The sequence below is a fragment of the Bacillus cereus group sp. MYBKT14-1 genome (assembly GCF_051915185.1).
Classification (GTDB): Bacteria; Bacillota; Bacilli; order Bacillales; family Bacillaceae_G; genus Bacillus_A; species Bacillus_A cereus.
In genome coordinates, this window is sequence record NZ_JBQAEF010000006.1 from 215,585 (window position 1) to 228,862 (window position 13,278).

A 13,278-nucleotide genomic window follows, 5' to 3' on the forward strand; every position below is an offset into this window, starting at 1 on the left:
TTCTTATTTTATGAAATAAAATTTCACGACATGACATATTTGTGTCAAAGATAATAAAAAAGATGAGTCTCCTCATCTTTTCTTCTACTTTAACTTCCGTAACCGCAACGCTTCTTCTCGCGTCTCCATAAATTGATCCAATACTTTATTACCAATTCGATTGAAAGTAATAACATATAAAGCATCGATCATATTCAATTGTGTCATTCTCGAAGCAATACTCGCAATACGATGATCTTGTTCTACATCTGGCATACAAAGGCGAATATCCGCTTCTTTATATAGGGGTGATGATTGATCTAATTTCGTAATTCCAATAACAGTTGCACCTTGTCTCTTTGCATACTGCGCCATTTCAAGCACATCTTTCGTTCGACCAGATGTTGAAATCGCAACAAATATATCACCTTCTTTTAAATTCGTCACAAGTGGCAACATCATATGAAAATCAGATAGCATCATCGCTGTAAATCCAAGCCGCGTAAATTTATAAGCCCCGTCCATTGCTGGCGTAGCTGATCCACCTACTCCGTAAAATATAATTTTGCCCGCATTGACAATACGATCCGCTGCTTTCTCAAGTTCCCTCTTATCTATTGCAGTAACACTCGCCTCAATTGCAGCTTTATTCACATAAGTAACTTTATTAAATAAATCATACGGTCCATCTTCTGTATTCATCACTGAAAAATCGTTAATATTATAATCAGCAATCGTTAATTCACGAACGAGTGCTATCTTAAATGCTTTAAAACTTCCGATTCCAATCGATTTACAAAAGCGAACGACACTCGCTTCACTTGCTCCTGCATTCGTTGACACTTCTTTCGTCGTTAAATTCGGTACAATCTCTGCATTCTCCATTATGTACATGGCAACCTTCTTCTCAGCTGGTGAAAATTGATCCATATTACTTTCAATTTTAAATAGTAATGTTGAAGCTTTCACTATTTAACCTCCACTTCTTACGGTTGCGTTCACTTATTTTCTCTTGCTTCAAGAAGGTAATAACCATCATCGCCAGGAGGATGAAACACATTTACAATGCGATTCCCTTTTTGATAAACAGTTCTTTCCCCCTCTGTCCACTTCTTTTCCCAACCGTTCATCCAAATCGCAACATCAGGTAAAAAAGCAGTATATTTCAGCTTCTGACCATACTCACCATCTGCTTCTTCCGAAAAAATAGAAACCGGAAAATCTTTCACTTTTGATTCTTTCCATGCAGTAAATGGTATACATACTGCAATAAGTACGATTACACCGATAACCTTCTCCTTCGTAATCTTCACACTTCCCTCTCCTTGTCATATCACATACATAGATTTTACCATAATTATAAACCCTTCATGCTATATGATCATTGCTTTTGGGAATAAAAAAAGAGCTTACCTACATCAGATAAGCCCTTCCTGTCTATACAAAATATTTCTTCAAAAGTGGCGGTGTAATAATCGTCGTCAATATAACAACAATAACAATCGCTGTGAAATTTTCTTTCGCTAATAAATTCGCCGTAAGTCCATTTGCTGCGATGATAAGCGCTACTTCACCACGTGATACCATCCCCGCACCAATACTGATAGAAGATTGGCGATTAAATCCTGTCAGTCTTGCGCCTAAGCCGGATCCGATTAACTTTGTGAAAATCGCAACGAGAGTCATAATAATAATGAACCAAAGCTGACTTCCAATGCCTTGAAATGTAATTTCCATTCCGATACTTACGAAGAATACTGGAACAAATATTGCATAAGCAATCGGTTCAATTTTATGTTCCACTTCATGCTTATACTCTGTTTGAGAAATAGCAATTCCTGCTGCAAATGCTCCAATAATGCCTGCAATTCCCATCATTTCACTGTAATAAGAAAAAGAGAAACAAATAATAAGAGCCGCGCTAATTAACGCTTCTGTTACACGAAGCGGGACAAGCATTTTCATAATCCAAGGAACGACTTTCCAAGCAATAAAAACAATACTTACAAAGAAAATAATTTTCTTTACAATGACAAGTGTTATATTCACATCTTGTGTTCCTAAAAAACTCATTACAAATGCTAATAAAATAACGACAATGACATCATCAAATACGGCAGCACCTAAAATTGTTGTACTTTCTCTCGTATTCATTTTTCCTAGATCACGTAGCGTCTGCACCGTAATACTAACCGATGTTGCGCAAAGTAATAACCCTAAAAAAATGGCATGGGATTGTATTAATCCAAACAGCAATCCTGTTACATAACCACCGATGAAAGGAAAAATAATTCCACCGGCCGCTACTGCAAACGACGATTTCAAATTCCGATTTAACTCTTCTAAATCTGTTTCAAGTCCCGCCATAAACATAAGTAACAAAACACCAATCTCACTCAATTCATCAATCAGTTCAGAACTATTAATAATACCAAGTACAGCCGGACCGATAATAATACCGACAATTAACTTACCAAGTACAGAAGGCTGACCAAGTCTTACACTAATGTCACCAGCTAATTTCGTACAAAGTAAAATGACGACAAGTTCAAAATAAAATAACATAGCATCTGCTCCTACTTTAACTTTAATCAGTGGGTCGTTAACCCCCGTCCATTTCTGCAAGTAGTTTCCCCTATTGATCCGCATTTTATTTGTCATATTTTTATTTGACAAAATATTCTGAATTATATTAAGATTAATCCAGCAATTTTAAAAAACTACATACCATAACTGCACCTCCACTTCCTTACTTACTCTTTTTTAATGGGCTCATACTATAGTCGCAGTTATGGAAATGAAAAAACGGGGGGAGAGTCCAAAGTGAAGTCATTATTACGAAAAAAAGCGCTTAGTACTGAATCACCAAAGCAGCTAGCTAGAACATTAACTGCACTCGATTTAACATTTTTAGGAATCGGCGCCGTAATTGGGACCGGGATCTTTGTATTAACAGGTATTGTTGCAGCAAAACATTCTGGTCCTGGTATTATGCTATCATTCCTTATTGCTGCATTTACTTGTGCTTGTGTAGCCTTTTGTTACGCTGAATTTGCTTCTTCTATTCCTGTCTCAGGAAGTGTGTATACTTACGCATACATGACAGTCGGAGAAGTCGTCGCCTTCATCGTCGGATGGTGTTTAATGCTCGAATATTTACTTGCAGTCGCGGCAGTAGCTGTCGGTTGGTCTGGTTATTTGCAATCATTACTACAAGGGTTCAATATACACCTGCCCGCCATAATCGCCTCGGCCCCCGGCGTAGGAAAAGGTGGTCTCATCGATTTACCTGCTGTCTGTATTTTACTTCTTATTACGGGCCTTTTAAGTTTTGGTATACGCGAAAGCGCACGCATTAATAATATTATGGTTCTTATTAAGTTAGCCGTTATTATCGCTTTTATCGTAGCAGGTGCAAAATATGTAAAACCTGAAAACTGGACACCGTTCATCCCATTCGGATACGACGGTATTATTACTGGGGCTGCCACTGTGTTCTTCGCCTTCTTAGGATTTGATGCAATCGCAACAGCTGCAGAAGAAACGAAAAAACCGCAGCGTGACTTACCAATTGGTATTATCGGTTCTCTTCTTATTTGTACTGTTTTATATATGATCGTATCTTTCGTTTTAACAGGTATGGTTCCTTATACGCAATTAGACGTTTCTGATCCAGTTGCATTTGCATTGCATTTCGTTGGTGAGGATACAATTGCAGGACTACTCGCTGTTGGAGCGATGACTGGAATGACAACCGTTCTCTTAGTCGTTATGTATGGACAAGTTCGCGTTTCGTATGCGATGAGCCGTGACGGTTTACTTCCAAAAGCGTTAGCACGTGTAAATAAAAAAGTAAAAATCCCTTTATTAAATACGTGGATTACTGGCGTTGTTGCTGCTTTATTAGCAGGCCTTTTAGACTTACATTTGCTAGCGAATTTAGTAAACATCGGTACGTTAACAGCCTTTACATTCGTTTGCTGCGCAGTACTTATTTTACGAAAAACACACCCTGATTTAAAACGTGGATTCCGTACACCTTTCGTACCTGTATTACCAGTTGTCGCGATTCTTTGCTGCTTATATTTAATGATCAATTTGTCTAAAACAACATGGATTAGCTTTGCAGTTTGGCTTATAGTCGGCTTATGCTTCTATTTCTTCTACTCTAGGAAACATAGTCATTTAGCTATTGAAAAAACAAATGATGAAAAGAAAAAAGCATAACAAAATAGCTCGCCGTTTTAGCGGCGAGCTATCTTTCTGTACTATTATATTTTTTCGTCAACGATTGTAAAATGAAAAATATGCCGATGCAAGCTGTAAACCATGCCCAATTTCCTATTGGCGTTGCGTATTTCACAATTCCAATACCTACAAGCAATAGGAAAATAATCACCTGATATATGAGCTTCCACTTTTGCATATATTCCCTCCTTTACTTCGTTCCCTTCTTTTTATTCTTCCAGGCATTTAAACTATCAAAGAAGAAATTAATAAATAACGTGCCTAAACCCGCTAATAAAAACGTCATTAAAAATAAAACCCATATACTTTTTTCTTTTAAGAAATAATATCCTACAAGGAGCACAACCGCGATCCATACATATTCAAGAATTCTTTTTAGCTTTTTCTGTTCCAAATTATTCGCTCCTTTATTCTATGCTATTTTTAGTATAACAAAAAAGAAGCCTATCATGATAAGCTTCTTTTCTTCTCTCTTACTTGTTTATGCTTTTTTCAACGAGTGAAATTGCATATTCCATCGTACGATTCATTGTTTCTACCTGTGTATCTTTTACTTTTACATCTTTCACTACAGCTTCGGCCACTGTAATTTTTTGACTCAGTGCTTTCACTGAACCGTCCGTTACATTTGCATCTTGCGCTTTTTTCACTACTACTTTTGCAGATTCAATATTGATTTGTAATTTTTCTTTCGGTGTTTTCGGTTGTTCTACTACTTTAGATTGTACAAATGTTACATTAGCTGTTTTTAATTCGTTATATGTTTGAACGATTTGCTTTCCCGTGCTCCCTACATTTTCAAACACTTGTTTTGCATTATTATAGCTTTTCTCTAGTTCTTGAAATGCTTCCTTTGAATATTGACCTGGCTTATCACCAAACTCATACGTACCAGCTAACACTTCTTTCCCTTTTCCAAGCTCTTCATATAACGCGTTCACTTGCTCTAATTTCGTACGGTTAGAAAACTCATTGTACGCTGCTAATACTTCTGAAGAACTTAACGCTTTACTATATAATTTCGCAAGCGCGATTTGTCCATTTAACGGAATGCCACCATTTCCATTGCTATCAGGATCCGCTCCAAGTGCAAATGGTACATTTGGATGATACACTTTCCCTGTAGCTGGTTGGCTATTTACTTTTTTACCATCGACATAAATAGCTACTTCACTTCCGTTATACGTTCCTGTTAAATGATACGTTTTGTTCGCTTCTAATTGAACTCCAACACGTTTATAGCTGCCACCAATGTGAGCCCATAATTCAACATATCCACTTCCTGTAGACTCAAATCCAATTCCGCCGCTCTCTGTATTTTGCAAAATACCTTGGCCACGGATTTGATTCATTGAAAATACCGTTTCTAACGTAAATGTATTTACTACTTTCTCTTTTTGTGCTGCTGAAAATGGAAGGTATCCAAATGTATTAGATTGTCCGTTTAACTTCATAACATTCTTTTTCAATGCTTTATCATATTCAATAGTCACATTGCCCTTCACATCACCTTTTGTACCAAATGGTGAATTGTCTTTAAATGTACCATCTGCAAAATTCACATCGAAAACATCAGCCTTTGGCACTTTTACATTCGGATCAATATTATCTTTTTTCGTAGTAATTTCTGCCGTTAAAGGCTGCGCACTTTCATTACCAAACGAATCAATTGCAACAACTTCAAGTGTATATGTTTTCCCGCCATCTAACCCTGCCAGTGTAAACGTAAGATCTTTCGGCACTGGATCACGATAAAACTCTGAGAATGCTAACAATTTATTCTTTATTTCTCCCGTTTGCTTATCTCTAGCTTGTACACGATAAGAGTGAACAAGAAGATTGTCCAATGCTTGTGGGAATGTTACTGTTGCTGCATTTTCTGTTACATTTGATACTGATAACTTCGCATCTGTCGAAAAAGATGGTTTTTCTTTATCACGATCTTCTACATGTGTAAAAGTTTCTTTCTTTGCTGGTAATTTAATTTTCCAAGGCTCACCTGTCCAAGAATTTGTATGGAAATCACGACGATTAATCGTTACTTCTTCATCATCTACTTCTACTAATAAACCTTGGCTTAATGTGCTAGCTCCTGGGGGGATATTCCCTTGTACTTTACCACCTTCAACTTCCATATAACTTATAGAAGATGTACCAACTGATGTAAAGTCTTTTTGATGAATCGATCTTGGATCATCTAACGGATAATGTGAATGACCTGAAAAAGTAATAGCCTGCGGATATTCTTTTAATACCGCATTAATTTTTGCACTATCTTGTGTTCCCCATTCATGACTACCGTATACTGTCTCTTTAATGTGTTGATGTAAAAATACGAAAATTGGTTTTTCTGGGTCATCTTTTTGGGCTTTCGCCATCTCTTCTTTTAACCAATTAATTTGCTTATCTGAATAATATCCGTGTGTTGTCCCATTTTCTGGCGACATAACAAGGAAGTGATACCCTTTCACCACTTTATGATAATAAATTGATTCCATTCCTGTTTTTTCTAAGAAACGCTTCTGTGCGCCCTCTACAGATAAACCGTTCCAATAATCATGGTTACCAAGAGAATTCATTCGTACTGCATCTTTATTTGCATTTTCATTATAAACTTGCATGAAACGATCATATTGCTGCAGTGACCCTGTATCTGTGAAATCACCTACGATAACAAATGCATCTTGCTTTGGTGCAAGCGTATTGAGCTGTTCAATCGCTCGTTTCCAGCGAAACGTATCATCTGTTCCACTATTTTTAATATGTACATCACTTACAACTGGAAAAACTATCTTCTTCTCACTTGATGCCTTTTCCTGCTTTTTCTCTTCCGCCTTGACTGATGTACTCCACGGAAATGATACGAATGCTAATACAAAAACCATTAATAATCCAATAAGGCCTTTTACTTTTCTTAAAGCATTTCTGTCCACGTGAATCCTCCTCATAATAATTGATTCATTACAAGGGCTATTTTATCTAATACATGTTAATGTCGTTTAAATAAAAAATGAACTTTATTAGATTTTTGTAAATATACAGTTAATTAGAAATTAAGTCCAACATTACTCGTACTACTTTATACAACCACCTTTTGTCTAAAAGAGTCTGATCATTCTTTTCCTATGACTATTCACATATAATCTTTTCTATAACACTAATGATAAGTTAAGGTTTAAGCCTATTAGACAATCTTAATTTTTAATATTTCCTTCTTTTTTAACACATCGGCCATGCTTTTACATTTAATAGTAATAAAAGACAACTTAAAAGGAGGGGTTGTATTGAAGAATAAAAAAAATATCGGCTGTTTCGCTCCTTTATCTATTATTTGTCCAGACCCTTGTCCACCGCCCCCTCCTCCAAATCCAAATTGCGAGCGTGTAACAAATGAATTTGCAGGGAATTTCCTCATAACTAATAACACCATCTCCTCTGCCAAAGATGCATCACAATCAATGATACTATGGCAAAGTGATGGGATACTACTTATATCAGGTACTGTCTCGGTTTACAATAGTACTAGCAGCAACGAAGCAATTACAATTCAAATCGTTGGAACAGTAACCAATATTTTCACTGTGTTTCCTGGTAATACAATATCGTACACAGGAAAAGACCTACAGTCAGTTAGTATTGCTAATATCCAACATAATCCTTCACTATATTTAGAAGGCAAGTACTGTTGCGAATTTACATGTTACTTATAGAATACCAATTTCATTATTTCCTTAATATAAAAAGCATACCGTTCACGGTATGCTTTTTATGAGATTGGATAACGTACTGTAATACAAAACTCTCCTTGATTAACAGTTGTTCCTGTTGTAGTAATTCGAACAGTCGTAAAATATCGTACAGTGAAAGTACCACTACTTTGCGGTTGTACAGTAATTGTATCAACTACTGTAGCACCTACTAAAAAATCAACTGTAATTGGAGCCGCACCTACATCATATTTTACGTAACCTGAACCATATACTTCTTGCGTGATATTATTTGTATATACAATTTGAGTACCCGCACCTGTAATAAACCAGTCTGTACATACTTGATCTTGTACAAGCGTTTTATTAGAACAACAAGACAAACTGGAACTTCTCATTCCCATTTTGATCCTCTCCTATTCTGCTATGAAAGTGGATAACGTGTTGTAATACAAAATTCTCCCTGATACGTTCCAGCAGGTGTTGCAGGTAACACAACTTGTATAATGTCAAAACGCCGATACGTAAACCCGATACTCGTTCCCGGGTTTAATGTTTGTGTATCTATTACAGTACCAACAGAATCAAGCGCCTCTACAGTAATTGGTCCTGGTCCAACATCATATTTAACAAAACCAGTCCCCACTACGTTTTGGTTAATATTATTTGTATAAAGAACATTATCAATTGCTGTTGCAACTACAGTAGCAGACCACGGACTACACACTTTATCTTGTACATAATTTTTATCTGGACAACAAGTTAATGCTGCCCCTGAGCACTCACAAGACATAGTTATTTCCCTTCTCTCTTTCATATTCCCTATATGTGTATGTCCCTCAGAGTCTTTTGCCTGTACTATTCATCTATTTTCAAAAAATATTCAAATGACTAAATAGATTCCGTTTTATTTCTTTTCTTCATATATTTATAGACAAAGATACTAGCAACGATAAGAATAACGCCTCCTAATATCGGTAACATATATTGCCCAACAACATCCGCTGCTTTTTCCCAATGTGGACCTAATTTCATTCCAAAATAAACATACAAAGTCGTTAACGGGAACATTGCTACAAATGTATATATGCTAAATTTCCATATGTTCATTTTCGCCATACCACATGGAACAGAAATAAGCGTTCGAACTCCTGGCACAAAGCGTCCAACAAATGCTACAACCGGTCCATATTTCTCAAAGAAATCATCTGCTTTTTGAATTTGTTCTTCTTTAATGAAGAAGTATTTCCCGTATTTTATTAATAGAGGACGACCACCGTAATAACCGAGTGCATATAACGTTAAAGGTCCTGTCGTTCCGCCGAGGGTTCCGGCTAATACAGCAAGCCAAAAATTCATATCTCCCTCGTACACCCAATAACCAACCATGGGCAAAACTACTTCTGCTGGAATAAATTCAAACGTTAATGCTAACACAACTCCAAAATAAGAAAATTGCTTTAAAAACTCGATTATATCTAAAATAATTTGCTCCATATTTTCTACCCCAACTCCTATCCTACGTTTACGTTATGCTTTTCTTGTAATTGAACTGGCGCCATTTTTACAATTCGGTTCAAAATAAATAATACAATTCCAATATCATCTAAAATACCGATAAACGGTAAGAAGTCTGGAATTAAATCGAGCGGCATCGCAACATAACCAACTAAAAACGCAATAGATAAAATTTTCTTCTTTATTGAAACCTCTTTTGAAGTGAAAAAGTCAAATAGGAATGGAACAAATCGGCGAACATGAAATACAACTCTTAATCTACTAATAAGTTTTTTCATTTTTATATCTCCTCTCCTTGTATACAAAAAGGCCCCTACCAAATATGGTAAGGGTCCTAAAAAAGACAATAAGGGGCCTTTACCATTGCTGGTAAAGGTCTCACTAACAACGAAACGTTGCCAATAAAGCCGAGGGTTTCTCCCTGTAATGACGACTTTACTGTAATAAGTTACTCCCCTTTATATACACAATTTTATACAATCACATTAAAATATTTTTGAGGGCTTGTCAATATATTTTATATCCCAAGCCCTTCTGCTTACCCTTCCATAAAAACAAAAAACGTATAGGAAATTTCTTACTATCTCATAATATACATAATCATTTTTGAATGAAAGGAGAGATTTCATTTGCATACCGTATGGAAAGGCGCGCTTTCACTTGGACTATTAAATATAGGAATCAAACTATACAGTGCCGTAGAAGAAAACGATATAAAATTTTTAAGTCTCCATAAAGAATGCTTAACACCTATTAAATATAAAAAATTTGCTCCCGATTGTACGGATGAAGAAATTGATGATAAAGATATTGTAAAAGCCTATGAATACGCCCCTCATAAGTACATTATTATGGATGAAAAAGAATTAGCTACGTTGCAAAAAGCTCACGAACCCCGATCTATTCGTATTATATCTTTTATCCAAAATAACGAAATTGATTCTGTTCTCTATGATCGTTCTTATTTTATAGGCCCTACTCCAGGACACGAAAAATCGTATTTATTATTAAAAGAAGCTCTTGAACGTACGAATAAACTTGGTCTTATCCATATTTCCATTAGAAAAAAACAACATTTAGCTATTATCCGTAACTTTGAAGATGGGCTTATGTTGCAAACTATTCACTACCCTAATGAAATTCGCGATATAACAAATACACCTAACTTACCAAGTAACGAAAATTATCCGATTCAAAAACAAGAACTCACCGCAGCAATTAATTTAATCCACCATCTTACAAACCCTTTCGAACAAGAGTTATATACAGATGAATATAAAGAAGCCCTTACCGAATTAATCGAAAATAAAATTGAACAACAGGAAAAAACCGAAACCATCTCTCCTGCTCCAAACATCATCAATATTATGGAGACATTACAGGCAAGTATTGAACAAGCAAAAATAAAAAGAGACAATAAAACAGAAAAAGAGGCCAAATAAAATTGACCTCTTTTTTCTTTAAAGCGGATTACATTTTGGCATCTCAAGTCCAGAAGATTGTGCTAATTTTAATAAGTAATAACATTCTTCTCTTGCCATATGATCCGCCATTCTAGCAGATAACGCACTTAATATTTCATTCGATAACTCCATCTCTTCAACCTCATGGAGAAAATGCGAAAATAATTTTAACTCAAGTGAAACATCTTTTGTAAACTTCTTTAATGCAGGAAAATGATGAAGCTCTGTCCGTAAATAACCTGTCATCTCAACTGCCTTTAAGTAAAATTGTTCAAAGTGCTTCGTAAATTCTTCACTTTTCTCTTTTAATCTTTTTTCAACAAGATCTAATCCACTAGAAATAGAGCCTGCATGACCAGCCGCATCCGTTAACCAAACGAGATGATAATGTAATTCATGAAAAACAGGCGGAACTTCTCCTTTCTTTAAAAATTCTAACACCGTTATATATTCTTCTACTTCGTTTACCATATGATTGATGAAAGTCGGCGTAAAATGAATAGTGATTTTTCCCTCGAGTTGTTTCTGTATAATGCTTAATTTAAACGTTCGTATTTCCTTTGCGGCTCGTTCTGCCTCTTTTGAAAATGCAATGAGATTCACATTATGAACTTTATTTAAAAGATTCGTAAATGTTTCAAGAAAATATGTGGCCTTCTTTATATCCTCTTTTTCCTTCGGAGCTAATGCATCAAGTAAAAATTGCGAATGATCAGTAAGCACCCTTAGCCAAAATTGATGCTCAAACAACGCACTTTCTTCATAATTCCTCTCCACTAAATCGCCTCCGTTTATTCATCCTTCTCTATCACTTGAAGTTTATATCCATCTGGGTCTTGTACTACAATACTCTTCTCACTTTTGTTTTCTGTATATGCAATTTTATAAAACACTAACCTCTTCTTTAAATTCTCTATGTTAGAAATTGAAAACATTAGTACATCAACCGAATCCGTAACACTCTTCTCACGCCCACCCAAACTACGATTCATTACAAAACTAACTCTCATTGAATCAGCATCATACCAAACCCCTGTTACATCTAATTGCGGTCTTTCTAAACTAGGTTTGATTCCTAAAATCCCTTCGTAAAAATACAACGTTTCCTTTAAGTTTTTCACTTCCAATACAATGAATTGTTTCACATTCTCCACATTCATTCCCCCCGTACCTATTACTTTTTTATATGTGTCATAAAGGCCTATTATGTCTGAATACAATACGTAGTGATGAAGAATATAGGGAGGTTTATTAATGGATAAATATATGAAATCATATGTGCCATATCATAGTCCTCAAGATCCTTGTCCTCCTATTGGTAAAAAATATTACTCTACCCCTCCTAATTTATATTTAGGTTTTCAACCGCCAAATTTACCACAATTCTCACCGAAAGAAGCACTACAAAAAGGAACCTTATGGCCTATCTTTTATGATTATTACGAAAATCCTTATAAAAAAGGGCGGTGACTACTGACGTGAACCAGCCACTACCAGAAGAGTATTATCGACTTTTAGAGAATCTCCAAGAATTAGACTTTGTATTAGTTGAACTAACCCTTTACTTAGACACCCACCCAGACGATACAGCAGCTATTAACCAATTTAATGATTTTTCCTATAAACGAAGAGTATTAAAACAACAGATGGAAGAAAAATATGGACCGCTTCAACAGTATGGAAATAGCTATTCTAATGCCCCTTGGGAATGGAGCAAAGGTCCTTGGCCATGGCAAATATAAAGGAGAGAAACTATGTGGATTTATGAAAAAAAATTACAATACCCTGTTAAAGTAGGAACTTGTAATCCAGCACTTGCAAAATTATTAATTGAGCAATACGGTGGTGCAGATGGAGAATTAGCTGCTGCACTACGTTACTTAAATCAGCGTTATACAATCCCGGATAAAGTCATTGGCCTCCTTACCGATATTGGTACAGAAGAATTTGCGCATCTTGAAATGATTGCTACGATGGTTTATAAGCTGACAAAAGATGCGACTCCTGAACAGATGAAGGCAGCTGGTCTCGACCCTCATTACGTCGATCATGACAGCGCACTTCATTACCATAACGCAGCTGGTGTTCCATTTACTGCAACCTATATACAAGCTAAAGGTGATCCAATTGCCGACCTATACGAAGATATTGCGGCTGAAGAAAAAGCGCGTGCCACATATCAATGGCTTATCAACCAATCTGACGATCCCGACATAAATGACAGCTTACGCTTTTTACGCGAACGAGAAATTGTCCATTCACAACGCTTCCGAGAAGCCGTTGAAATTTTAAAAGAAGAACGCGATAGAAAAATATATTTTTAATACACATATCCTAGCGATATGTGTTTTTTTACGTTAAAA

18 protein-coding genes are annotated in these 13,278 nt (G+C 35.9%); 6 read left to right on the forward strand and 12 right to left on the reverse strand.

Annotated features, from left to right (window positions below):
• Window positions 1-84 precede the first annotated feature (84 nt).
• The 3 genes from ACTFO4_RS17325 to ACTFO4_RS17335 form a co-directional block, all read right to left on the reverse strand.
• Complete coding sequence (locus ACTFO4_RS17325) at window positions 85-948, reverse strand: MurR/RpiR family transcriptional regulator (protein WP_000648173.1); 864 nt, start codon at window positions 946-948, stop codon at window positions 85-87.
• Between the two features lie 29 nt (window positions 949-977).
• Entirely contained in the window at window positions 978-1,292 is a 315-nt protein-coding gene (locus tag ACTFO4_RS17330; RefSeq protein WP_000704958.1) for a hypothetical protein, read from the reverse strand.
• Between the two features lie 124 nt (window positions 1,293-1,416).
• A complete protein-coding gene (locus tag ACTFO4_RS17335) occupies window positions 1,417-2,640 on the reverse strand; it encodes a cation:proton antiporter (protein ID WP_060852387.1) in 1,224 nt (407 codons plus the stop codon).
• 105 nt (window positions 2,641-2,745) lie between these two features.
• Between ACTFO4_RS17335 and ACTFO4_RS17340 the strand changes: the two genes are divergently transcribed.
• Window positions 2,746-4,206 carry an amino acid permease gene (locus ACTFO4_RS17340; RefSeq protein ID WP_002197441.1) on the forward strand — a complete coding sequence of 487 codons (1,461 nt, stop codon included), beginning with the start codon at window positions 2,746-2,748 and terminating at the stop codon, window positions 4,204-4,206.
• A 28-nt stretch (window positions 4,207-4,234) separates the two neighbouring features.
• On the opposite strand, the gene ACTFO4_RS17345 is transcribed toward ACTFO4_RS17340, so the two are convergent.
• The 3 genes from ACTFO4_RS17345 to ACTFO4_RS17355 all read right to left on the reverse strand — a co-directional run bounded on the left by ACTFO4_RS17345 (window position 4,235) and on the right by ACTFO4_RS17355 (window position 7,160).
• Entirely contained in the window at window positions 4,235-4,405 is a 171-nt protein-coding gene (locus ACTFO4_RS17345; protein ID WP_001174839.1) for a hypothetical protein, read from the reverse strand.
• 12 nt (window positions 4,406-4,417) lie between these two features.
• Entirely contained in the window at window positions 4,418-4,621 is a 204-nt protein-coding gene (locus ACTFO4_RS17350; protein ID WP_000435797.1) for a hypothetical protein, read from the reverse strand.
• A gap of 79 nt (window positions 4,622-4,700) precedes the next feature.
• Window positions 4,701-7,160, reverse strand: a complete 2,460-nt coding sequence (locus ACTFO4_RS17355; RefSeq protein ID WP_326234542.1) for an FN3 and LamG domain-containing metallophosphoesterase family protein — start codon at window positions 7,158-7,160, stop codon at window positions 4,701-4,703.
• A gap of 351 nt (window positions 7,161-7,511) precedes the next feature.
• On the opposite strand from ACTFO4_RS17355, the gene ACTFO4_RS17360 reads away from it, so the two are divergent.
• A complete protein-coding gene (locus ACTFO4_RS17360; protein WP_002183319.1) occupies window positions 7,512-7,937 on the forward strand; it encodes an S-Ena type endospore appendage in 426 nt (141 codons plus the stop codon).
• Between the two features lie 56 nt (window positions 7,938-7,993).
• Here ACTFO4_RS17360 and ACTFO4_RS17365 read toward each other — a convergent pair whose 3' ends face one another.
• From ACTFO4_RS17365 to ACTFO4_RS17380, 4 genes are all read right to left on the reverse strand, one after another.
• The gene (locus tag ACTFO4_RS17365; RefSeq protein ID WP_000525805.1) at window positions 7,994-8,338 is read right to left on the reverse strand and encodes a DUF3992 domain-containing protein; all 345 of its coding nucleotides are present in this window, start codon (window positions 8,336-8,338) and stop codon (window positions 7,994-7,996) included.
• 20 nt (window positions 8,339-8,358) lie between these two features.
• Window positions 8,359-8,727 carry a DUF3992 domain-containing protein gene (locus ACTFO4_RS17370; RefSeq protein WP_440013956.1) on the reverse strand — a complete coding sequence of 123 codons (369 nt, stop codon included), beginning with the start codon at window positions 8,725-8,727 and terminating at the stop codon, window positions 8,359-8,361.
• A 98-nt stretch (window positions 8,728-8,825) separates the two neighbouring features.
• A complete protein-coding gene (locus ACTFO4_RS17375) occupies window positions 8,826-9,431 on the reverse strand; it encodes a DedA family protein (RefSeq protein ID WP_000435017.1) in 606 nt (201 codons plus the stop codon).
• 17 nt (window positions 9,432-9,448) lie between these two features.
• Window positions 9,449-9,730 (reverse strand): YkvA family protein, encoded by a 282-nt coding sequence (locus ACTFO4_RS17380; RefSeq protein ID WP_000733844.1) that lies wholly within the window; start codon window positions 9,728-9,730, stop codon window positions 9,449-9,451.
• Window positions 9,731-10,081: 351 nt separating this feature from the next.
• Between ACTFO4_RS17380 and ku the strand changes: the two genes are divergently transcribed.
• A complete protein-coding gene (gene ku, locus ACTFO4_RS17385; protein ID WP_000557741.1) occupies window positions 10,082-10,894 on the forward strand; it encodes a non-homologous end joining protein Ku in 813 nt (270 codons plus the stop codon).
• Window positions 10,895-10,912: 18 nt separating this feature from the next.
• On the opposite strand, the gene ACTFO4_RS17390 is transcribed toward ku, so the two are convergent.
• On the reverse strand, window positions 10,913-11,692 hold the full coding sequence (locus ACTFO4_RS17390; RefSeq protein WP_000440993.1) for a DUF2935 domain-containing protein: 780 nt from the start codon (window positions 11,690-11,692) through the stop codon (window positions 10,913-10,915).
• A gap of 14 nt (window positions 11,693-11,706) precedes the next feature.
• Window positions 11,707-12,135: a VOC family protein gene (locus ACTFO4_RS17395; protein WP_162900579.1), complete on the reverse strand. Its 429-nt coding sequence runs from the start codon at window positions 12,133-12,135 to the stop codon at window positions 11,707-11,709.
• Window positions 12,136-12,169: 34 nt separating this feature from the next.
• On the opposite strand from ACTFO4_RS17395, the gene ACTFO4_RS17400 reads away from it, so the two are divergent.
• Genes ACTFO4_RS17400 through cotJC form a run of 3 tightly spaced genes read left to right on the forward strand, consistent with a single transcriptional unit; the run spans window position 12,170 to window position 13,239 of the window.
• Entirely contained in the window at window positions 12,170-12,385 is a 216-nt protein-coding gene (locus ACTFO4_RS17400; RefSeq protein WP_000362187.1) for a spore coat associated protein CotJA, read from the forward strand.
• A gap of 8 nt (window positions 12,386-12,393) precedes the next feature.
• Window positions 12,394-12,657 (forward strand): spore coat protein CotJB, encoded by a 264-nt coding sequence (cotJB, locus tag ACTFO4_RS17405; RefSeq protein ID WP_001075543.1) that lies wholly within the window; start codon window positions 12,394-12,396, stop codon window positions 12,655-12,657.
• Between the two features lie 12 nt (window positions 12,658-12,669).
• Complete coding sequence (cotJC, locus tag ACTFO4_RS17410) at window positions 12,670-13,239, forward strand: spore coat protein CotJC (protein ID WP_000265278.1); 570 nt, start codon at window positions 12,670-12,672, stop codon at window positions 13,237-13,239.
• Window positions 13,240-13,278 lie beyond the last annotated feature (39 nt).

Bases quoted from the DNA above. Each gene is read 5' to 3' on its own strand.
- ACTFO4_RS17340 (WP_002197441.1), top strand. From the start codon at position 2,746: ATGGGCTCATACTATAGTCGCAGTTATGGAAATGAAAAAACGGGGGGA.
- ACTFO4_RS17335 (WP_060852387.1), bottom strand. From the start codon at position 2,640: ATGACAAATAAAATGCGGATCAATAGGGGAAACTACTTGCAGAAATGG.
- ACTFO4_RS17380 (WP_000733844.1), bottom strand. From the start codon at position 9,730: ATGAAAAAACTTATTAGTAGATTAAGAGTTGTATTTCATGTTCGCCGA.
- cotJC (WP_000265278.1), top strand. From the start codon at position 12,670: ATGTGGATTTATGAAAAAAAATTACAATACCCTGTTAAAGTAGGAACT.
- ACTFO4_RS17365 (WP_000525805.1), bottom strand. From the start codon at position 8,338: ATGGGAATGAGAAGTTCCAGTTTGTCTTGTTGTTCTAATAAAACGCTT.
- ACTFO4_RS17375 (WP_000435017.1), bottom strand. From the start codon at position 9,431: ATGGAGCAAATTATTTTAGATATAATCGAGTTTTTAAAGCAATTTTCT.
- ACTFO4_RS17400 (WP_000362187.1), top strand. From the start codon at position 12,170: ATGGATAAATATATGAAATCATATGTGCCATATCATAGTCCTCAAGAT.
- ACTFO4_RS17370 (WP_440013956.1), bottom strand. From the start codon at position 8,727: ATGTCTTGTGAGTGCTCAGGGGCAGCATTAACTTGTTGTCCAGATAAA.
- ACTFO4_RS17345 (WP_001174839.1), bottom strand. From the start codon at position 4,405: ATGCAAAAGTGGAAGCTCATATATCAGGTGATTATTTTCCTATTGCTT.